At 69.8% G+C, this 19,742-nt stretch carries 16 protein-coding genes and 3 pseudogenes; 8 read left to right on the top strand and 11 right to left on the bottom strand.

Annotation, left to right across the window (positions count from 1 at the left end):
* The first annotated feature begins 8 nt into the window (after nucleotides 1-8).
* The gene (locus tag I6J71_RS32385) at nucleotides 9-1,079 is read left to right on the top strand and encodes an MBL fold metallo-hydrolase (RefSeq protein WP_204090318.1); all 1,071 of its coding nucleotides are present in this window, start codon (nucleotides 9-11) and stop codon (nucleotides 1,077-1,079) included.
* Nucleotides 1,080-1,420: 341 nt separating this feature from the next.
* Here the strand turns inward: I6J71_RS32385 and I6J71_RS32390 are convergent, their stop codons facing one another.
* Nucleotides 1,421-2,272, bottom strand: coding sequence for an MBL fold metallo-hydrolase (locus I6J71_RS32390; RefSeq protein ID WP_204090319.1), 852 nt, complete (start codon nucleotides 2,270-2,272; stop codon nucleotides 1,421-1,423).
* A gap of 498 nt (nucleotides 2,273-2,770) precedes the next feature.
* On the opposite strand from I6J71_RS32390, the gene I6J71_RS32395 reads away from it, so the two are divergent.
* The gene (locus tag I6J71_RS32395; RefSeq protein WP_204097343.1) at nucleotides 2,771-3,334 is read left to right on the top strand and encodes a dihydrofolate reductase family protein; all 564 of its coding nucleotides are present in this window, start codon (nucleotides 2,771-2,773) and stop codon (nucleotides 3,332-3,334) included.
* Here the strand turns inward: I6J71_RS32395 and I6J71_RS51270 are convergent.
* Together I6J71_RS51270 and I6J71_RS32405 are read right to left on the bottom strand one after the other, a co-directional pair.
* Nucleotides 3,261-3,659: a hypothetical protein gene (locus I6J71_RS51270; protein WP_204090320.1), complete on the bottom strand. Its 399-nt coding sequence runs from the start codon at nucleotides 3,657-3,659 to the stop codon at nucleotides 3,261-3,263. The two genes, I6J71_RS32395 and I6J71_RS51270, sit on opposite strands and share 74 nt — an antisense overlap.
* 120 nt (nucleotides 3,660-3,779) lie before the next feature.
* Nucleotides 3,780-5,216 (bottom strand): IS110 family transposase, encoded by a 1,437-nt coding sequence (locus I6J71_RS32405; protein ID WP_239154050.1) that lies wholly within the window; start codon nucleotides 5,214-5,216, stop codon nucleotides 3,780-3,782.
* A 1,713-nt stretch (nucleotides 5,217-6,929) separates the two neighbouring features.
* Here I6J71_RS32405 and I6J71_RS32410 point away from each other — a divergent pair.
* The gene (locus tag I6J71_RS32410) at nucleotides 6,930-7,184 is read left to right on the top strand and encodes a Smr/MutS family protein (RefSeq protein ID WP_204090321.1); all 255 of its coding nucleotides are present in this window, start codon (nucleotides 6,930-6,932) and stop codon (nucleotides 7,182-7,184) included.
* Between the two features lie 128 nt (nucleotides 7,185-7,312).
* Here I6J71_RS32410 and I6J71_RS32415 read toward each other — a convergent pair.
* Nucleotides 7,313-7,825: pseudogene (locus I6J71_RS32415) on the bottom strand (flavin reductase family protein); the annotation flags it as partial.
* Here I6J71_RS32415 and I6J71_RS32420 point away from each other — a divergent pair.
* Both I6J71_RS32420 and I6J71_RS32425 read left to right on the top strand, forming a co-directional pair.
* Nucleotides 7,719-8,354, top strand: a pseudogene (locus tag I6J71_RS32420) (MaoC family dehydratase); the annotation flags it as partial. The pseudogenes I6J71_RS32415 and I6J71_RS32420 overlap by 107 nt on opposite strands.
* 58 nt (nucleotides 8,355-8,412) lie before the next feature.
* Nucleotides 8,413-8,880: a riboflavin kinase gene (locus tag I6J71_RS32425; RefSeq protein WP_204090323.1), complete on the top strand. Its 468-nt coding sequence runs from the start codon at nucleotides 8,413-8,415 to the stop codon at nucleotides 8,878-8,880.
* Between the two features lie 16 nt (nucleotides 8,881-8,896).
* On the opposite strand, the gene I6J71_RS32430 is transcribed toward I6J71_RS32425, so the two are convergent.
* The 4 genes and pseudogenes from I6J71_RS32430 to I6J71_RS49190 all read right to left on the bottom strand — a co-directional run bounded on the left by I6J71_RS32430 (nucleotide 8,897) and on the right by I6J71_RS49190 (nucleotide 11,789).
* Nucleotides 8,897-9,466, bottom strand: a complete 570-nt coding sequence (locus I6J71_RS32430) for a DUF5134 domain-containing protein (protein WP_204090324.1) — start codon at nucleotides 9,464-9,466, stop codon at nucleotides 8,897-8,899.
* A 187-nt stretch (nucleotides 9,467-9,653) separates the two neighbouring features.
* Nucleotides 9,654-10,748: pseudogene (locus I6J71_RS32435) on the bottom strand (lipid-transfer protein).
* Complete coding sequence (locus I6J71_RS49185) at nucleotides 10,745-10,978, bottom strand: hypothetical protein (protein WP_239154051.1); 234 nt, start codon at nucleotides 10,976-10,978, stop codon at nucleotides 10,745-10,747. The pseudogene I6J71_RS32435 and the gene I6J71_RS49185 overlap by 4 nt, the downstream one beginning before the upstream one ends.
* Before the next feature lie 28 nt (nucleotides 10,979-11,006).
* Complete coding sequence (locus I6J71_RS49190) at nucleotides 11,007-11,789, bottom strand: acyl-CoA dehydrogenase family protein (protein ID WP_239154052.1); 783 nt, start codon at nucleotides 11,787-11,789, stop codon at nucleotides 11,007-11,009.
* 325 nt (nucleotides 11,790-12,114) lie between these two features.
* Between I6J71_RS49190 and I6J71_RS32445 the strand changes: the two genes are divergently transcribed.
* The gene (locus I6J71_RS32445; protein WP_239154053.1) at nucleotides 12,115-13,083 is read left to right on the top strand and encodes an alpha/beta fold hydrolase; all 969 of its coding nucleotides are present in this window, start codon (nucleotides 12,115-12,117) and stop codon (nucleotides 13,081-13,083) included.
* Nucleotides 13,084-13,086: 3 nt separating this feature from the next.
* Here I6J71_RS32445 and I6J71_RS32450 read toward each other — a convergent pair whose 3' ends face one another.
* Nucleotides 13,087-13,626, bottom strand: coding sequence for a Uma2 family endonuclease (locus tag I6J71_RS32450; RefSeq protein WP_204097345.1), 540 nt, complete (start codon nucleotides 13,624-13,626; stop codon nucleotides 13,087-13,089).
* A 512-nt stretch (nucleotides 13,627-14,138) separates the two neighbouring features.
* Between I6J71_RS32450 and I6J71_RS32455 the strand changes: the two genes are divergently transcribed.
* Entirely contained in the window at nucleotides 14,139-15,812 is a 1,674-nt protein-coding gene (locus I6J71_RS32455) for a TIGR04141 family sporadically distributed protein (RefSeq protein WP_204090326.1), read from the top strand.
* Here I6J71_RS32455 and I6J71_RS32460 read toward each other — a convergent pair.
* Complete coding sequence (locus tag I6J71_RS32460) at nucleotides 15,809-17,203, bottom strand: wax ester/triacylglycerol synthase family O-acyltransferase (protein WP_204090327.1); 1,395 nt, start codon at nucleotides 17,201-17,203, stop codon at nucleotides 15,809-15,811. The genes I6J71_RS32455 and I6J71_RS32460 overlap by 4 nt on opposite strands.
* Nucleotides 17,204-17,261: 58 nt before the next feature.
* On the opposite strand from I6J71_RS32460, the gene I6J71_RS32465 reads away from it, so the two are divergent.
* The gene (locus I6J71_RS32465) at nucleotides 17,262-18,509 is read left to right on the top strand and encodes an alpha/beta hydrolase (RefSeq protein WP_204090328.1); all 1,248 of its coding nucleotides are present in this window, start codon (nucleotides 17,262-17,264) and stop codon (nucleotides 18,507-18,509) included.
* A gap of 1 nt (nucleotide 18,510) precedes the next feature.
* Here the strand turns inward: I6J71_RS32465 and I6J71_RS32470 are convergent, their stop codons facing one another.
* Nucleotides 18,511-19,731: an NAD(P)/FAD-dependent oxidoreductase gene (locus I6J71_RS32470; protein WP_204090329.1), complete on the bottom strand. Its 1,221-nt coding sequence runs from the start codon at nucleotides 19,729-19,731 to the stop codon at nucleotides 18,511-18,513.
* Between the last annotated feature and the right edge of the window lie 11 nt (nucleotides 19,732-19,742).

Below are 19,742 nucleotides of genomic sequence, written 5' to 3' on the forward strand. Positions count from 1 at the left end.
TCGGAGGCATGCTCAGGAGAACACTCTCGGCACTCGGTGACCTCCCGGTGGCCTTCGGCGCGAAGGCCACCGGCGCGCGTGCTGACCGGATGCGCCGCTCGCCCCAGTACGCCGGCGGCGTGTTCCACAATGCCTCACCCACGCGCGCGACCCCATCGCCCTCGGCCGCGGGCGGCATCCTGCGCGAGCTTCTCTTCGGCGACGACCGTGCGCGGCGCAAGCCCGCCGGCGCGATCCCGATGGTGTCCGAACCTGGGTCCGAGACCAGCGAGGGCCTGTTCGTCACCTGGTACGGCCACGCGTCCACGCTCGTCGAGATCGACGGCGCCCGAGTGCTGTGCGATCCGGTGTGGAGCGAGCGGGTATCGCCCGCCGCGTTCGCCGGACCTCGGCGGCTGCACGCGCCGCCGGTGGCCTTGGACACGGTCGGCCGGGTCGACGCGATCGTGATCTCGCACGACCACTACGACCACCTCGACCTCGCGACCGTCCGCGCGCTGCTCACCGCGCACGACGCGCCATTCCTCGTGCCGCTCGGCGCCGGCGCGCACTTGGAACGCTGGCACGTGCCCGCTTCGCGGATCGTCGAGCTCGACTGGCACGACGAAGCCGAACTCGGCGGCCTCCGCTTCGTGGCCACGCCGGCCCAGCACTTCTCGGGACGCGGCATCGCCAACGACAGCACGCTGTGGACGTCGTGGGTGATCGCCGGCCCGCGGCACAAGGTGTTCTACAGCGGCGACACCGGGTACTTCGACGGCTTCGCGAAGATCGGCGAAGAACACGGTCCGTTCGACGCCACGCTCATCCAGGTCGGCGCGTACGCCCCGCAGTGGCCCGACATCCACATGACGCCCGAAGAAGGCGTCGCGGCGCACATCGACGTTCGCGGTGGCCTCCTCGTGCCTGTGCACTGGGCGACGTTCTCCCTCGCCATGCACCCGTGGGGTGAGCCGGCGGACCGGGTGTGGCGCGAAGCCAAGGCCAACGATCTCGCGCTTGCGGTGCCGAAACCGGGACAGCGAATCGACGTGGCGAACCCGCCCGCTGTGGACGGCTGGTGGCAGACGCTCGGCTGATGCACCAGGTCTTCGTCTGGCGCCCGTCGATCCGTCCCTCGGTCTGCGACGACGACAAGGCACCGCGCGGGCCGACGGCGCGGTTGTGGTTTCTGCGATGGACATCGTGATCCGTTCTCTCGTACCGATGGTGTGCTGATCGACGACAAGCCGAGGTCTTGTCACTGAGGGATTTCCGCAAACCCGGGCAACGGGTCAAGCCACACCGTGCCCGGCTGCGTTCGATGAATTCGACAGTAGCGCGGCCTGCCGACAATTTCCTTGTTCACCGGCTCGATCACTCGATCGTGCGGCGAGAAGCTGGCACGACGGACGTGCAGGCCAGCCCCGCGAACGGATCGCTAGCCGGGCGTCCCGCCGCTCGCGCTCCTTTGGGCGAGGTGCTGAAGTTGCCGCTCGTGTACGCCAGGAAGCCACTCTTTCCCGTACGTGGCCGGCGGGCCAACCCGCGGGTCACTGGGAACACGGACGTCACGCAAGACGTGCACGTACGCCCGATCCTGGTCGATCCGTACGCGTACCTGACCAGCTCGACCGATGGACCCGTGGCCGGGGACCAGAACGTCGACGTCGCCCGCCGCGCCCTCGAGCAGCCGCAACGCGGCGAGGTAGTGCTCGACGGGGTCCCCGGTGGAATTGAGGTCGAGCATCGGAATCAGGACATCGGAAAGCATGTCGCCGGCGACGAGAACGCCGCGTTCCTCGATCAGCAGCGCCGCGTGGCCCGGGGCATGTGCTTGGTGCTCGACAATCCGGATTTCGGGGCCATCCCAAGGAATCCGAGCAGTTTCGGCCGGCAGGCCGGTGATGAGGCCGAGCAGGTCCAGCGGTACTTGCTCAGCGATGTCCGGCGGGATCAGCCCGGCGATGCGGGCCTTCGCACCCGCGTCCGACAGCCGAGCCCGGACAGCGGCCGCGCAACGCGCCGTGCCGTAACGAGGCGCCGTGCCGTAACGAGGCGCCGCGCCGAGCCGGGCGTGCCAGAGCAGGTGATCCCAGTGCGGATGCGTGGAAAACCCTGCCACAACGGGTTGGCCCAACTCGCGAAGATCGTTTGCGAGGCACGCCATTTCGTGGCCCTGCACCCCCGGGTCGATGAGCAACACACCGGCCTCGCCTTGCACGACAACGGCGTTGCTCTGGCAGAACTCGCTTCCGTGGATCAGCACACCGTCCGCGACCTGCCTCAGCACAGTGGCCCCTTCGGCTCGTGGTGTGCAACCGCTTGTCGAGACGGTAGTACCCGGCGGTGGTAGAGGAAAGCACTATGGGCCAAGCGGAGGAACCGCCGAGCTGCTCGAGGCTCCGTGTCGTCGATCCCTTTCCTCGACGGTCATCTCATCGGTCGGTATCGCGACTCTGCGCCTGCCCAAGGTCGAACTCCCCGTCACTGAGCAGCCCCGAATCCCTGGCAGCAGTCTGAGAGACACCACACTGATGATGCGTCAAGGAGTTGGCAGGAATTGATCTTGATTCGGCTGGGCTAAAAATTCGTGTACGGTTGGGCCCCGGCTAGTGATATTTTCACCGTACGGGGGGTGTCTGCAACACCGGTGGTCAAGGTGATGGCGGTCCGGGCGCCCCAGTGTCGGGTGTACGTGGTCAACCGGCCCTCGGAGTGGCCTGGCCGATGATTTTTCTGCGCCGTGCTGGTCTCGACGCCGAATACCGACTCACGGGAGGCTGACGCCATGCGGAAACTGACCTTTGGCATGAACCTGAGCCTGGACGGCTACATCGCCGCGCCTGGCGACGACCTCGGCTGGAGCGTGCCGAGCGACGAGCTGTTCCAGTGGTGGTCCGACCGGGTGGCGGCGACGGGCCTGGCGCTGTACGGGCGCAAACTGTGGGAGACGATGAGTTCCCACTGGCCGACCGCCGACCAGCAGCCCGGCGCCACACCGGCGGAGATCGAGTTCGCCCGCCGCTGGCGGGACATGCCGAAGGTGGTGTTCTCCTCGACGATCAGCACGGTCGATTGGAACACCCGCCTGGTCACCGGCGACGCGGTCACCGAGATCACCCGGCTCAAGGCCGAGGACGGCGGCCCCATGGACATCGGCGGCGCCACGCTCGCCGCAGCGGCGATGCGGGCCGGGCTGATCGACGAGTACGTGCTGGCCACCGCACCGGTCTTGGTGGGCAGCGGCACCCCGTTCTTCACGGCCCTGGACAACTGGGTCAATTTGGCCCTGGTGGAGACCCGGACATTTTCCGACGGCGTGGTCCTGACCAGGTACGAGACCAAGCGCTGAGTGCCCGACGTCGAATCGGCGCAGGCTTCGTGCCGCCCAAGTATCTCGTGCCGCTGTGTTCCGAAGCGATGGTGATACCCCGCCCGATCACAGGCCGGGTAGGTAAGGGATCCACCCAACGGGACGGCCGGGCCGGCGGATACTGGGTCCCTAGGCCGGTGACATCCGCCTGCCGCGCCGTCCTGTCGTCGAGGGTCGGGTGGAGCCGGAGGGTGTTGTGGGTGCGGCGGAATGGGCCGAGTTCGACGGCGAGGGCGTTGCCATCGCCGATGAGCGCGCGGTGGAGATGCTCGTATTCGAGGGTGCCGAAGAACCGTTCGACCACGCCGTTGGTCTGCGGCTCCGGATTCTGGCGCGGACGTGACGAAGCAGCAGGTCGTTGCCGGTGAACGCCTCGGCGAAGGTTCCGCCGCGGAAGCAAGGGCCGTTGAGTTCCTAACGGATGTCAAGCGGTGAGTTGAGTCGTAGAGTGGTTGATGGACGGGCCGTTCGCCGGAGCGCTGTGCGACTCCTTGATTCGTCGGCCCGTCCTTTGCTGCTGGTGGACCGCGCGTCGGGCGGCACGCAGCTCGGCGGGAACGGTGTAGTGCTGGATGACCAGCCGGCGGGCGTCCGGGATGGTGATGGGGCGGCCGTCAGGGCCGGTGAGTTGGTAGCGCTCGCCTCGACGCCAGCAGGCAGCGATCCGGGTCAGCAGCGTGGTCGCGATGTGGCAGAGCGCGGAGTTGTGATGCTTGCCCGCAGTGGTCATCAGCCGGTGATATTTGGCGGCAAGGCTGGGATCAGTGCGTCGGGCGGTGTTGGCGGCCATGAATAGCGCTTCGCGCAGGCACGCGTCACCGGATTTGGTCGGGGCGCCGTGGCGGCTGGACTGGCCGGAGGAGTCCAGGTCAGGGACCAGCCCGGAGTAGGAGCGGACGGCGGCCAGCGAGGCGAACCGGGAGGGGTCTCCCAAGCGACCGAGGATTTGCGCGGCCAGGACATGACCGACTCCGGGAACCGAGCGCAGGATTCCGGTCGGGTCGGCTTTGGCCAGCAGGACCGCGATGCGGTCGTCGAGGTCTTTGATCTCCTCGTTCAGGCGCAGGGCCAGCCGGGCCTCGATGGCGATGTCCTCGGCAAGATCGGAGAACTCCAGTCCATCTTCGGTCCAGAGTGCGAAGGTCTCGCGGGCAGCAGCGATGAGGCGGTCGGCCTGGTCCTCGCCCCAGGCTCCGCGGGAGTGTCGGTGGAGAAACCGGCCCAGTCGCGCCCGGCCCAGCCGGAGGACCTGGTGTGGGTCGGCGTAGTGGGCCAGGAACTGCAACGGAGTCTTGTTGGCCAGGTCAGCACCCAGCGCGGCGTGCCAGGCGGGGCTCAGGATCTCCAGCAGCGCGTCGAGCCTGGCCAGCACGCTGGTGCGGCGTTTGACCAGATTGGAACGCAACTTGACCGCGCGGCGCAGAGGCTCTCCCGGGCCAAGCCCCGCAGCCGCGTGCAGGCCGTCGGGGTGCAACAGCGGAAGTCGAGCCAGGATCTTGGAGTCCAGCCGGTCGGACTTGGTGTGTTTGGCGTAGTAAGCGCGCAGGTCCGCCGACTGTTCCGGGGGCACCATCACCACGGTCGCGCCGTGGCGGCGAAACCATGCGGCCAGCGGCACCCAGGCGTTCCGCGTTGGCTCCATGATCACGGTGATCGTGGACGCGTCGGCGGGCAGCATGGCCCACAGGCGGTCCAGATCCGTCACCGTGGTGCGGAACTTCCGGCCTGACCACAGGATGGTGCCGCGTTCGTCGGCCAGGCTGGCCTGGTGCGCTGCCCGACATGCCACGTCAATCCCCAGCGAAACCCGCAATGTTCTGCCTCTCCCATCCACGATGACTGCGTTGACCAGCGTGATCATCGGTTGCGGGTGGCGCACGTTCCAGACATTCGCTAACAGGGATCCACGCTCAACGTCGTGGTCACCGGGTTCCTAATAGGACGCGCCACCCGGCGATGATCCCGCTTGCCCCACGATCAACAGGCAAGAGGCACAAAAGCCCCAATCGGTCAAGCAGCGGTGGCAAGCGGGCGCCGGCACCCCCGGATTCTCACAAGGCCGGCCGTGCCAAGCGAGCCTCCGAAGGACTCCACCAAGCTTGAATGTCGGTGACCACTGCGACCGGTGCTGCCACCTGGCCGATGACGAAGTCCTCGGCGCCGACGACGTCCGTCTCCCATGGTCAGCGCGGAGGTCGCCGAGGTCTAGGACCCGTTTGGCCTCGCCGACGGCGCGAAGTAGGCAGGAACGCGCGTCGGCACCGCGAGACGTCGGGTGACGGTAGCCGCGAGGTAGTACTTGGTGGCGTAGTCGATGACCACGCAGATCTGCCGGCTCCCACCACGGGCGGTCTCGAACTCGGAGAAATCCCTTTGCCAACCCCGGTTCCGCTCCCGTGGCGGGTCGCGGAACACGCGCGTAGGCACGACCGGGACCTGCGGTCGACGCGGAACCCGGACGGCAGCAGCCCGCACCCGCTCCACGGTCGAGGTGGACACCTGGTGCCCGTCAACGCGTGTCATCGCGGCGATCTTGCGGTGCCGCCACACCGGCCAGCCCGCCGCGTACTTCGCTGCGGCAGCTTCGACCTGGTCGACCTCCGGGGACGCCCACGGCCCCTTCACGGGACTGCCGGCGCGATGCGGGGCGAGCCGCCGACAGTAGGCCCGTTCCGGGATCCCGGCCGGTGCTGCGAACCTCGACACCGACACGCGATGTGTCGCTGTCAGGGCCGCGCGGTCGGCGAAGGGACGGAGTCGATGTGACGCTGGCCTGTCGGAGACGGGACGGCGGCTTCGCGATGAGTGCAAGGAGCTGAAGCTGGTGTTGGCGAAGGCGACGGTGCAGTTGCGGATCTGGCAGAAGGGCTCCGAGTACAACACCACCAACAGACCTGGATCTGCCCGTCCACAGCCACCTGCCGGGACGGTTTCTCCGATCTGCTCACCCAGACACCCTTCGTGACCGGTCAACTGTCTGACGCATTCTCCGCTCGATCGTGCGAACATGTGTTCGAATCGATGCCCCGTGCTGATCTTTCTGGGCATGATGGACGAGTGCTGATCGAAGAACCTGAACGCCTCGGAGAGGTGGTGTGGCGAGACGGATGACGACTGGGCCGATGAAGTGGTGCGTGAGGAAAGGAGGAGTTGCAGACTGGGCATGCTGAAGTGGTGGCGCGGGCGCAGTGGCGATCCTGAAGCCGCCAAGCAGGTGCTATCGGCGTCCGACGCGGCATGGATGATGAGCCTGGTACCGGATTTGAGTCATCCAACGGACGTGCACTCATGCCCGGTATGCAGTTGGCCGTTCGACCTTGGCGTGATCGCCTGTCGGGTGCGAATCCTGTACGACGCCTGGGGTTCCGGTCACCATCGTGACCACGACTCTCGGTTGGTGGCTCGCATTCTCGCTGTGCAACGGGAAACCGGGGCCGGGCACGGTGGGTCACTGTTGTGGACCCGCGCCGACAAGATCCTCCGCGGGGCGTCGACCGGGTAGCCGAGAATCTCCGCGGCGTGACCGCGGGCGAGGAGTACTCAAGAACCGGTACCAGGTGGCAGGGTGAAGAGCATGAAGCTGAAGCTCGACCTGCACGACATCTACAACCGCGGCGGCGAGATCGACCGCGCGTTGCGGGCGGTGATCGACGAAGCCGTGGCGAAGAAGGCGCCGCTGGTGGAGATCATTCCGGGGAAGGGATCCGGGCAATTGAAGAAGCACGTGTTGAGGTTCTTGGAGAGGAAGGAGATCAAAGCGCTGTACCACCGAGTGGAGAAGGACAAAGACAATTTCGGCCGGGTGTTCGTGCACTTCCGGTGGAAGTGACCTACAGCCAGTTTTGGGGGCGGGGCCAGACATGAGTGCCCTGAGCACGTCCGGGCCGGTTCGTTGCAGGTGTAGTGGCCGCGGTGGAACAGCAGCGGCGGACGTCCGGGATGTCGCCGAGGGCGGTCACGCGGGCCGATGACGACGTGGTGGTCGCCGGCTGGGTGGACGGTCTCGAGGGTGCAGTCCAGCCAGGTGAGTGCACCGCCGATGAGCGGTCCGCCTGAAGGGACCGACCGCCAGGTGACCGTGGCGAACTTGTCGGTGCCGCGGGCGCCGAAGACGGCGCTGACGTCGCGCTGGTGCTCGGCGAGGACGTAGACCGCGAAGCGGCCCGTGGCCGCGAGCACCGGCCAGGTGCACTAGGCGCGCGAGACGTAGAAGAGGACGAGCGGAGGATCGAGAGACAGGGCAGCAAACGACTGGCACGCGAAGCCGGCCGGTGCTCCGTCGTCGTGCCCTGTGACGATGGTGACGCCGGTGCAGAAGTGCCCCAGCACGGCGCGGAATCGCGCCGAGTCGAGCAGGGAAGTTCCCGGCGTGGACGTCGACCTCGCCAAGGTTCTGCACGGCACGCAGGAGATCGAGCTGCACCGGCCGATCCTGGCGCACGGTGAAGCCCTGGCGCACACGCGCACCACTGGCGTGTTCGACAAGGGCAAGGCCGCTGTGCTCGTGGAGGAGACCACGGTGACATACGCCGACGGGAATCGACTGTGGACGGCCCGATCCGGCATCTCCGCGCGCGGCGAAGGCGGGTTCGGCGGCGAACGCGTGCCCTCGCAGGAGGTCGTGTCCCCGGACCGCGAACCCGACGCCGTGCTGACCATCCCGACGCTGCCGCAGCAGGCGCTGTTGTATCGCCTGTGCGGCGACCTCAACCCGCTGAACGCCGACCCCGCGTTCGCGCGAGTCGCCGGGTTCGATCGGCCCATCCTGCACGGCCCGTGCACCTACGGCGTGGTCGCCAAAGCGCTGACGGACGCGTTCCTCGACGGCGACCCGGCCCGGATCCGCTCATTCGGGATGAAGTTCGCCGGCGTCGTTTTCCGCGGTGAGCGCCTGCGCACGCGCGTCTGGCGCGAGGACAACCGCCTCCTGCCGACCACGACGGCGGCCGATCGGGACGATGCCCCTGTGCTGTCCGACACAGTGCTCGTACCCCGCTGACCGGCCCGCCAGTATTACGGTGTCGGGGAACGGCACCAGGACAGGGACGGGACGGCGGATGGCGGACGAACACGGCGGCACGTACTTCGTGGTTCGCGGCCCGGTGGAGCCGGGGGACAAGCGCGGCCGCGAGCTGGGCTTCCCGACGGCGAACATCGCGCTGCGCGACCAGAGCGGGCAGGTCGGCGACGGCGTCTGGGCCGGCTGGGCCGAGCGCGCCGACGGCACGCACGTGGCCGCCGCCGTGTCGGTCGGGCGCCGCCCGACGTACTACGGCGCCGACGGCTACCGGCTCGTCGAAGCGCACCTGCTCGACTTCAAGGGCGACCTGTACGGCGAGACGCTCACCGTCTGGCTCGGTGAGCACCTGCGCGACCAGGAGAAGTACGGCTCCGGCGAGGAGCTGATCGCGGCGCTCGACCGCGATGTCGCCGCGGCCCGCAAGTGGGTCGACGAACACCCCGCGGCGCGGCTACCCGTTCTGGGCACTCTCCCGCCCGCCGGCGAGGTCCGCCGCATCGGCTGAGCTCGGCGACAGACAGTCACACCGCGGCCAGCAGCACGTACCCCATACCCGCACCCATCACCGCGCGGCACACCGTGCGCGAGGTCAACCCGGGAGTGGCCACCGCGCGCGTGCGCACGGCGGCCACTCCCGACCACGCGGCGTCGACGAGGAAGTAGCCGGCGCCCACCACCGCGAGCAGCGGCAGCGCGAGCCTGGTCTCCATTGTGGACATCGTGAGCCACGGTCCGTGCGCCATACCGCCGTGGGGCATCGCGGTCACCATGTACAGCATCGCCACGGCCGAGAGCGCGTGGTGCCCGCAGCTCGCGGTGTGCGCCTGACCGCGGCCGCGCCACCAGGCGAACCCGAACCAGGCCGCGGTGAGCACGAACACCGCCTGCCAGCCCGCCGCGGGGATCGGACCGCCGACGGGCGAGAGCATCGCCACCATGGCGACCACGAGCAGCAGCTCGGCGAGGTCGGCGTGGCGCAGGCCGTGGCCCAGCCGCGCGTAGTCGAGCCGCACCAGTCGCAGCACGCACGGCAGCGCGAGCAGCGCGAAAACCGCGGTGAGCAGCCACGCGAGCAGCTGCGGCCCGCTCACGGCGAGCCCGCCGACAGGGGTCGGGACATGGCCTCACTCCAGGTTTCACGCTCTGTCGCCGATCTCGTGTCCACCGTGGCACTCCACGGCGGGTGAGCACCAGCCAGCAAAGAGGTGAAACCCGTTGGCCCACAAGAGTTACGGCGGCGAATCGCGCTACGGTACGGGACCAGGGTATGAATAGCGCTCAGTGACGAGTCAAGACCAGTCCACTGGTCGGACGCCGGTGCCCGCGGTCACCACCACGGTCTCCACGCCCGCCACCTGGTTCACCGCCGTACCACGCACCTGTGCGGACCGCTTCGGCGATGCCGTTCATGCCGTGGAGATAGGCCTCACCGAGCCGGCGCCGGTCAGGTTCAGCGGCAGCGCACCTTCCAGGATCAGCGTGTCGCCCGCGGTGAAGTCCTTGGCCTCGCCCCGGCCGCAGAAGCCTAGCTCTTCCAGCCGCATGAGCACGTAGGGCATGATGTGGCCGTAGAGCACCGCGACGTCCACATCGGACTGCCCGGCGTCCCGATTGGCGTCCACAGCTGCCGGCCCATCACACCCATCTCCGCGGCCGCGGCGACGACGGCAGCCGGGTGCCGCAGGGCGCGGGCGCGTCGACGCTCGTGACGACCAGCGCCGCCCCGCCGTCGCTTTCCCGGCAGCAGTCGAGCAGGTGCAGCAGTTCGGCGACCCACCGAGACGCCTGGTGCTCGGCCACGGTGATGGGCCGGCCGTGGAACCACGCCGCCGGGTTCGTTGCGGCGTGCGCGCGGTCGACAACGGCGATGCGGCCGAAGCCCTCCCTGGTGGCGCCGTATTCGTGCAGGCAGCGCCGCGCCACCATCGGGACCGTCGCCGCCGGCGTCGCGATGCCCATCGGGTAGTGGAACGCGTTGTCCAGCCCGGACGAGTTCACCTGCGCCGCCGCGGCGGGCTGCACGCGGACGAAGCGCTGTCCGGACCGTTCGTTGAAGGCCTGGTACGCCACCACCACGTCGGCAATCCCCGTGGCGACGGCCATCGCCGCCTGCTCCACGGTCGCGGCACCGCCGCAGCGGATGCGGCTGAAGAACGCCAGCTCCGCAATACCGAGCTCGCGGGCGAGCGCGATCTTCGCGGTGCCGTCCATCATGAACGACACCAGTCCGTCCACATCGGACGCCGACAGTCCAGCGTCGGCCAGCGCGTGCGTCACGCACTCTGCCACCAGCTGCGGCTCGCTGCGGCCCGACGCCATCGAGAACTCGGTGGCCCCGATCCCGGCGATCGCCGCCGCCTCGGCGAGCGTCACGACGCACCCCCAGGCAGAGTGAGCGCGACGGTGCCCGTCACGTGCTCGCCGAGTCTGCCCGCGGCGGACACGGCGACTTCCATGTCGCCGCCGTCGTGCCCGACGACCCGGCCGGTGAACATGAGCGTGTCGCCCGCGTTGCACGGCACCCCGAGCCTGATCCGGATCGACCGGATCAGCGCCTCGCCCGGCCGGTGGCCGGCAACGCCGAGCGCCCGGCCGAGGCTCACCGCCGACCAGTACCAGTGCAGCGGCTGGTCACGGTCGGCGCCCAGGCCGCCGTGCAGGTGGCAGGTCAGATGCGCGGGCAGCGCCTGGTCGGTGAGCCAGTAGGCGGCGATGCCGAGCTCCGTGTCGGCGTCCAGCCCGGCCGACGGCCGCCACACGGCCCGACGTCGCGGCCAGGTACACGATTCGCGCCGCCACGTAGCTGTCGGCGATCTGCTGCGCCACCGCCTGGAACGAGGCCAGCGGGCGGCCGAACTGCGTGCGCTCCCCCACGTGGTGCGAAGTCGCGGCAAGCGCGCCGGCCAGCAGCCCGGCCAAGCGCGAGCGCGCCCGCGACGGCGAAGCGGTGCAGCGTGGCAACGGCGTGACCGCGCGCGATCGCAGGAGCTCGGTGTCGGTGTCGGTGATGCGCACGCGATCGAGGCGCATGGTGTATTCCGGTGCGCCGGCGAAGCTGTGCTTGCGCACGAGTTCCACGCCGTCGGCGTGCGGGTCCACGAGCGCCACGGCGATGCCGCCCGGCAGAGCGGTCGGCGTGAGGACCCCGGGTGGCTTCGGCCGCGTACGGCACCCCGTCTTCATGCCGGTGAGCTGCCACACACCGTCGGCGGCCGAGCCGGCCGTGTCCGGCACGCTCGTGAGCGGCGCGGAGGGTTCGTGCTGCGCCGCCGTGAGCAACTCGTCGGCCACGACGGGCGGCAGCGGCGCTGCGCGCTGTCTCGGCGTGCCGAGCGCTTCGACGGGCAGCACACCCAGCGCCAGCACCGCATACACCGGCCCGGCGGCGGCCGCGCGGCCCACCTCCGTCAGCACTGCCGCGACCTCCGCCACGCCCAGCCCGTCACCCCGAAGTCCGAGGGCAGGGCGAGGGCGGGCAGGCCGGCGTCGGCCAGCGCGCCAGGTTCCACCGGGATCCGCGGCGTTGCCCAGGACCCACGCGGTCAGCGCAGCGATCTCCATCTGCGTATCGTCTGGGGTGAAGTCCACGCCGCTCCCTCCCTCCGGATCGCCGGCAAAAATGGAACACGTTCTAGTTTCTCAGTCGGAAGGGACGGGCTCGGTAACCCTCGGATGCTTCGGCAACCGGGTACTCCAGAAGCGGAAGAGGCCGTCGAACGAGAAGGAGCGCCGAGTCGACGTGGGTGCGGAACAGGTTCTCAAAGACGCGCTGAGCGACCTCGGCTGGCAAGCCACCAGGCGGCTCGCGACGATCCCGTCCACCGCCGGCGTGCCGGACCCCGTGCCGCTCTCGCTGCCCGGGCGTGGCCAGACCGTGGTCGTCGACGTCGGGCCGCGCCAGGCGCCGGCGATCATCCTGCTGCACTCCGTGGCCTGCACCGGGCTGCTGACCTGGTACCCGGTGCTCGACCGGCTGGCCGAGCACTACCGCGTGGTCGTGTTCGACCAGCGCTGGCACGGCCAGGGCATCCGCTCGCACGAGTTCTCGCTGCGGGACTGCGCCGGGGACGTCGTCGCGGTCGCCGACGCGCTCGGCATCGACCGCTTCCTGATCGGGGGCTACTCGATGGGGGGCATGGTCGGCCAGCTCGTCGCCTACCACGAGCGCGACCGCGTGAGCGGGCTCGTGCTGTGCTCCACGGCGAGCTACTTCCGCCGCGGCATCCGCCAGAAGGTGGCGCTCGACCTGTTCGGGCGCACGCTGCAGATCATGCGGGACCAGGCCAAGATCGGCTTCGTGCCGGGCGAACCGCGGCGTGAGCGCCTCGCGCGCCTGGAAGACCACCGCTGGGCGCTCGCCGAGTTCCGGTCCACGAGCCCGTGGGCCATCGCCGTCGCGCTCGACGAGATCGGCCGGTTCGACTCCGCACCGTGGCTGCACACCCTGCGCCTGCCGACGTCCGTCGTCGTGACGAGCCGCGACGGGTTCATCGCGCCCGCGCACCAGCGATCGCTGGCCCGGCGCATCGCGGACGCGGCGACCTACGAGATCCCCGCCGGCCACACGGCGTGCGTGCTCGCGGCGAACCAGTTCGTGCCCGCACTGATGGCGGCCACCACGTCGGTGCACGCGGCGATCGCCGACCAGGCAGCCGGCCGCAGGTGCGCCGAAGACGAAGGCGAAGGCGAAGAACCCGAGTCGGCGTAAGGGTCAGTAGGTCGAGACCAGGTCCGCCGGGCGGAGGTCGAGACGGTAGGGCACCTCGAGGCGCACCGTTTCCTCGCCGGTGGCCTCACCGTCGAGCACGTACTCGCCACCGTCGAGGCGGTAGCACGACAGCGTCGGCTCGCCGGGTTCGATGACCCAGTAGTACGGACAACCTGCCGCGGCGAGCCGGGCGGGTTTGAGGTGGCGGTCGATGTAGCGGCTGGACGGGGAGACGACCTCCACGGCGAGCACGGGCACCCCGACCAGGGCCCGTTCGGTGAAGGTCTCGCGCCGGCCGACCACCACGTCGGGGATCATCACGGTGAACTCGTCGAGCACCACGTCGACGGGTGCCGGGAGCACCTCGCAGTCCGCAGGACAAACCGGGGTGAGCGCCGCGAGCAGGCGCGCGACCACCCTCTGGTGCAGCGGGCGCGGGGACGGGCTCACCAGAAGCGTCCCGTCCACCAATTCGTACCGACGGCGTTCATCCGAGATCGTCTCCAGGTCCCGACGGGTGAGACGGTCGCCGTGCGCGAACATCGGGACTGTCATCATGCTGCCTTCGGGACGGGCCGACCGGAAAACGACTACGCAAGCGTAGACGTGTACAGGCCGCAGCGCGAACCCGCCCGCGACGCGTCGCGGACCCGGGCGGCCTATTCGCCCGAACGTCCGCTCATGTTCGCCGTCACGATGCGTGACGAAAATGCGGCGAAACAGACCCGGTCAGCCCAGGAGAACGCTCGGTAACGGGGCCGTTCGAGTTAGGTTGGCGAATTATCGAAATGGACATTCAGGGGGAGGTAATACGACACCGCAAGATTACCAGTTGTACTTCTGAGCTGGAGTAACCACTTCGGCGACTCGCCCGGTCGAAGTCCCCTCCGGGCGCTCCAGCACGATATCATTGCGTGACCGAACGGGACAGGGAACCCCGCTTAAGGTGAACTTCACCATTCCGCACCACGTTCGCTCTCCGTGATTAACCGAGCCGACGCGAAAAAAGGGCATTCTGGTCGGACGTTCGCACTTTTCCGTTCCCGGTGGTGGTCATGCCTGCCCCGTCCGCACCCAGCCGGCCCGTCTCCCTCTTCCGCCTCGACCGCACCGGCGCCGAGCCCGACCTGCTCGTGGCGCTCAAACCCGGACAGGTCAGCACCGACACGACGGTCGACCTCTCGGGCACCCGCGCGCGGCTCGTCGCGGGCGCGTTCCACACCGAGCAACCGCAGTGGCTCCCGCACGCGAGTGCCTTGACGGCCAACGATCTCGCGCTGTCGTCGACGCTGCCGTTCGCCGTGCTGCTCGTGCCGCGTCCACCGTGGACATACGCGGTGTCGTGGGGCGCCGGGCACCTGGTGCTCAACGACGAGTACGTGGAACAGGGTTTCGGACTGCTGTTCGGGATCCGCCGGCTCGACCCGTACGACCTGGGCCTGGTGGCGAGCGCCGCGCTCGACGTGTCGGCGCGCGCCACGCAGATCTCGATCCCCGGCGGCGGCGAGCTTTCCGCGTTCCGCCTCGAACCCTACGGCGACCTCGTGAACCGGCTCGCGGGCTCGGCGGACCTGGGCGATCTCACGTACGGACGCGTGACGGGCAAGCGCTACCGGATCCGCGTCGGCAACTCCCTGTGGGCGCCGCTCGCGAAGGATCCGCAGGCGTTCCTCGCGGACCTCGACGCCGTCGGCGCGGTGGTCGACGAACCGGACGCCGATTCGGCCCTGCGGTTCATCGCGCAGACGCGCCCGCTCGACCGCCACCACCGGCTGGTGCCGGCGCTCGAAGGGCGGCTCGCCGATGCGCTCGGCGGCGACACCGAGGCAACTTTGGGCCTCGCGTGGCCCGCCACCACCGTCGAACAGGCGGAGAACGCCGGTTCGTTCCGCATCACCGGGCTGGGCCCCGGCGGCCCGCTGCACGTGGAGCCGCGGCTGGAGCTCGACCACCTGACCGGCCGACTCGCGCAGCTGCCCGCCGACAAGCGGGTGAAGGCCCTGCGCGCCGGTCGCGTGGTCACCTGCGCCGACGAGGCCGGCGAGGAGGAGACCGGCTCGCCCGTGCAGGTCGCGCGCTGGCTCGTGTTCGAGACGACGATCGGCCACACCCGCTACGTGTTCCACCAGGGCCGCTGGTACCGCATCGGCGAGACGTACGTGGAGCAGATGCGCGCGCAGGTCGCGAACCTGTTGTCCCGCAAGTACGCGTGGCCAGAGCTCACGTGGAAACCCACCGGCGACCCCGACGACGAGCACCGCTACTGCCGCCAGGTCGCCACCCTCGACGGCTACGTCTGCCTCGACCGCGACACGGCGAGCACCCCGCTGCACCCGCGCTTCGAGCTGTGCGATCTGCTGGGCCCGCGCGACGAGCTGATCCACGTGAAGTGGCTCGGCCGGGCCACCGCCGCCAGCCACCTGTACACGCAGACGCTCGTGTCCGCCGAAGCTCTGCACGACGAACCGCAAGCGCTGGCCCAGCTGGCCGACAAGGTGTCCACTCTGGACAGTGGCCGAGTGCTCACCGGGGCGCCGGACACCGTCGTACTGGCCGCGGCGGGACGCGCCTGGAACGTCGACGAACTGTTCACGCTGTCGCAAGTCGCGTTGCTGCGCCTCGACCGTGCCGTTCGCGGCCTCCAGGCAACGCTGAAGTTCGCCGACATCCCGTACGTGGCCAAGAAGAAGACCCAGGCGCGACCGGCGAAACGGCCGCGCAAGACCTAGGCGGGCATCGCCTTCAGCAGTTCGGTCATCGCTTCCGGCAGCGAGTCCGCGAGCGGCCACAGGTCCTTCACGAGTTCCTTGGCGCCCAGCAGTCCGACGCCGACCTTGCCGTGGTAGGAGAAGACCGTGATGTTGAGCCCGGCGCCGTGGAAGACCGGGCCCAGGGGGTACAGGCCCTTGACACGCGCGCCGAGCAGGTAGAGCGGCACCTGCGGGCCGGGCACGTTGGAGATGATCAGGTTGTGCACGACCGGGTGGCGCTCGGCCAGCCGCAGCGCCGAGTACGCGCGCACGCCGAGGCCGAAGGCCGTCGCCGGGGAGAACTGGGCCCAATCGGCGAGCATGTCGGCGTCGATGTCGTAGTGGTGGTCCTTGGACAGGCGGTTGGCCTCGGCCAGGAAGAACACGCGGGCGGCAGGGTCTTGCAGGTGCGTGGGCAGCGACGCGAAGAACGCCGACACCTTGTTGCTGCCCTGGTCGCGTTCGGTGCGCTCGTGCACGGACACCGGCACCGTCGCCACCAGCGGGTCTTCCGGCAGCTCGCCGCGGCCGAGCAGGAACTGCCGCAGGGCGCCGGAGACGAGGGCCAGCACCACGTCGTTCACGGTGACCCCGAAGGCGTTCTTGACGCGCTTGACGTCCGCGAGGTCGACCTGCGCATACGCGACCGAACGGTGCCCGGTGATGGTGCCGTTGAGCGACGTGCGCGGCGCGGTGAACGGCACCGGCATCCCTTTGCCGCGCACCGCTTTGCCCAGCCAGCGCGGCACGAGCTCCACCAGCTCGGGCAGCAAGCGCGCGAGCTCGAACGGACGTTGCGAAAGGCCGAGCAGGCTTTCGCGGAGGATCTCGACGCGCGTGGGCAGGCCGCTGTTGCGCCGTTGGTCCAGCGGAATCTCGGGCAACGGCGCGTCGGGCTCGAGGCCGGCGAGGTGGGTGATCAAGCTGGCGCCGCCGACCCCGTCGATGCTCGCGTGGTGCATCTTGATGAGCACCGCGATGCCACCGCCCCGCAGGCCTTCGATCACGTAGAACTGCCACAGCGGGTGCGAGCGGTCGAGCCGCTGGCCCGCGATGTGGGCGCACAGCTCGGCGAGTTCGCGATCGTCACCCGGCGTTGGCACGCCGATGCGGTGCACGTGGTTGTCGAGGTCGAAGTCCTCGTCCTCGACCCACACGGGGTGGCTGAGATTCCAGAGTGGATTGTGCAGTTTGCGGCGGAATTCCGGGATCAGCGCGACGCGTTCCGCGAGGCGGCGCTTGAGCTCGGCGAACGAGTAGCCGCCGGGGATCGTGGAACCGTCGAGCGTGAGCAGGCCGCAGACGTGCAAGACCTGCGCCGGGGTCTCCAGGTAGAGGAAACTCGCGTCCAGCCCGCTCAGTCGCTGCATGCCGCCAGCGTAGGCCAGAACCGGCGCCCCGGCGGTGCCTGGCGGTAGCATCGAGCAGGTGAAACCCGCCTTCCCGACCCGGCGGGCAGTGCAGCTCGGGCTCACCGCCGTCGCGCTGCGCCCGCCACGCCACCGTTTTTCGTCGATCCCCGTGTTCTTCGCCGCGTGGCTCACCGACGAGCTGGCCCCGCAGCTGCTCGCGCTCGCCGCGGCCGACACGGTGCAGCACGTCGCGCGCCACCGCCTGCGATCACGCAGCACTAAGACCGGGCTCGCGCTGGCCGCGCTGTCGGCCGCCGGGCTGGGTTCACTGATCTCGACGGCGCAGAAGGCGCGCGGCGAGGTCGAGTCGGCGCTGACCGAGGCACTCGGCCCGGAGTACTCGCAGCGGCTGGCGCACCCGCCGAGCCCGAAGGACCTGGCGACGCCGTGGGGCCAGCTGGCGCTGCCCTTCCGCACGCGCGACCCGGAGGTGGTGCGCGAGCGGAACATCCCGTACGCCGTGGGCGGCAAGCGGTTCCTGCTCGACGTCTTCCGGCCCGCGAAACCGGTGACCGGCGCGCCGGTGCTGCTGCAGATCCACGGTGGCGCGTGGACGATCGGCACCAAGGACCAGCAGGGCCAGCCCCTCATGCGCCACCTCGCCCGCCGCGGCTGGGTGTGCGTCGCCATCAACTACCCGCTGGCGCCCGCGAACCGCTGGCCCGCGCACGTCGTCGCGGCGAAGCGCGCGCTGGCGTGGATCCGCGAGCACATCGCCTCCTACGGCGGCGACCCGGGGTTCGTCGCGGTGACCGGCGGCTCGGCGGGTGGGCACCTCGCCGCCCTGCTCGCGCTGAGCCAGAACGACCCGGCGCTGCAGCCGGGCTTCGGCGAGGCGGACACGAGCGTGCAAGCCTGTGTGCCGCACTACGGCGTGTACGACATCGCCGCCACCAGCGGCGCGGAGGAGAGCCGGTACCGGCTGGAAAGCCTGCTGGCCCGCCGCGTCTTCTCCCCCGACCGGGACCCGGTGCGGTTCCTCGACGACTACCTCGCCGCGTCGCCGCTGGACCGCGTCTCCGGCGACGCTCCGCCGTTCTTCGTCATCCACGGCCGCAACGATTCGCTGGTGCCGGTCGGGGAAGCACGCGAATTCGTGCAGCGGCTGCGCGCGGTGTCGAAGCAGCCCGTCGCGTACGCGGAACTCGCCGGCGCGCAGCACGCGTTCGATGTGTTCCCGTCGATCCGCAGCGCCCACGTGGTCCGGGGTGTGGAGCGGTTCCTCGACCACACCTACCGCACGTGGGCCGCCGCGGATCGGTGACTCAGGGCTCCAGCGGCGCGTCGGGATCGGCCAGGCGGTCTGCGTCGATCGGGCCTTCCGCGCGGATCAGGGCCTTGAGCTGCTCGCCGACGTCCCAGACGTTCACGTTCATGCCCGCCAGCACGCGGCCGCCGAGGAGCCAGAACGCGATGAATTCCCGGGCTTCGACGTCGCCGCGGAACACGACGCGATCGTAGCCACCCGGGATCACGTGGCCGTGGTACTCCATGCCCAGGTCGTACTGGTCGGTGAAGAAGTACGGCAGCTCGTCGTACGTCGCGTCCTGGCCGGCCATGACGGCGGCCGCGACGGCGGGCTGGTTGAGGGCGTTGGCCCAGTGCTCCACGCGCAGGTGCTCGCCGAACAGCGGGTGCAGCGCGGACGCGACGTCGCCGGCCGCGAAGACGTCGGGGTCGGAGGACCGCAGCGAAGCGTCCACCACCACGCCGTTGTCGACGGCCAGCCCCGCTGCCTGCGCAAGGCCCACGTTGGGCGCGGCACCGACGGCGACCAGCACCGCGTCGGCCCGGACCACCGTGCCGTCGTCCAGGCGGACGCCGGTGGCCTTGCCGCCCTCGGTGGTGATCTCGTCGACCGTCACGCCCAGCCGCAGGTCCACGCCGCGGGCGCGGTGCAGGTCGGCGAAGACGGTGGCGACTTCGCGACCGAGCACGTTCAGCAGCGGCAGGTCGGCCACCTCGAGCACGGTCACCTCGGCACCGGCTTCACGCGCGGCCGCGGCGACCTCCAGGCCGATCCAGCCGGCGCCGATCACGGCCAGGCGCGAGCCGGCCGTCAGCGTCTCCTTCAGCCGGACCGAGTCGGCGAGGCGGCGCAGGTAGTGCACGCCCTGGGCGTCGGACCCCGGGATCGGCAGGCGGCGCGGGCTCGACCCGGTGGCCAACAGCAGCTTGTCGTAGCCCACCGTCTCACCGCCGTCGAGGCGCACGAGCTTCCCGGCCCGGTCGAGCTCGGTCGCCGTCACGCCGAGCCGCAGGTCGACGTCGTGCTCGGCGTACCAGCCCGGGTCGTGGACGAACACGCTGTCACGCTCGGCCTTGCCGGCGAGGAACTCCTTGGACAACGGCGGCCGCTCGTAGGGGCGGTCGGGTTCGTCGCCGATGAGCGTCACGCGCCCGGCGAATCCGCCTCCGCGCAGCGCCTCCGCGGCCTTGGCGCCGGCCAGGCCCGCGCCGACGATGACAAAACCCTGCTCTGGCAAGGGGAACACCT

Origin of the sequence: Amycolatopsis sp. FDAARGOS 1241 (assembly GCF_016889705.1) — a bacterium.
In the GTDB taxonomy this organism is placed as follows: domain Bacteria; phylum Actinomycetota; class Actinomycetes; order Mycobacteriales; family Pseudonocardiaceae; genus Amycolatopsis.

Coding starts and splice junctions, on each gene's coding strand:
- I6J71_RS32385 (WP_204090318.1), top strand. CDS start 9: ATGCTCAGGAGAACACTCTCGGCACTCGGTGACCTCCCGGTGGCCTTC.
- I6J71_RS32395 (WP_204097343.1), top strand. CDS start 2,771: ATGCGGAAACTGACCTTTGGCATGAACCTGAGCCTGGACGGCTACATC.
- I6J71_RS32405 (WP_239154050.1), bottom strand. CDS start 5,216: ATGATCACGCTGGTCAACGCAGTCATCGTGGATGGGAGAGGCAGAACA.
- I6J71_RS32410 (WP_204090321.1), top strand. CDS start 6,930: ATGAAGCTGAAGCTCGACCTGCACGACATCTACAACCGCGGCGGCGAG.
- I6J71_RS32425 (WP_204090323.1), top strand. CDS start 8,413: ATGGCGGACGAACACGGCGGCACGTACTTCGTGGTTCGCGGCCCGGTG.
- I6J71_RS32450 (WP_204097345.1), bottom strand. CDS start 13,626: ATGTTCGCGCACGGCGACCGTCTCACCCGTCGGGACCTGGAGACGATC.
- I6J71_RS32455 (WP_204090326.1), top strand. CDS start 14,139: ATGCCTGCCCCGTCCGCACCCAGCCGGCCCGTCTCCCTCTTCCGCCTC.
- I6J71_RS32460 (WP_204090327.1), bottom strand. CDS start 17,203: ATGCAGCGACTGAGCGGGCTGGACGCGAGTTTCCTCTACCTGGAGACC.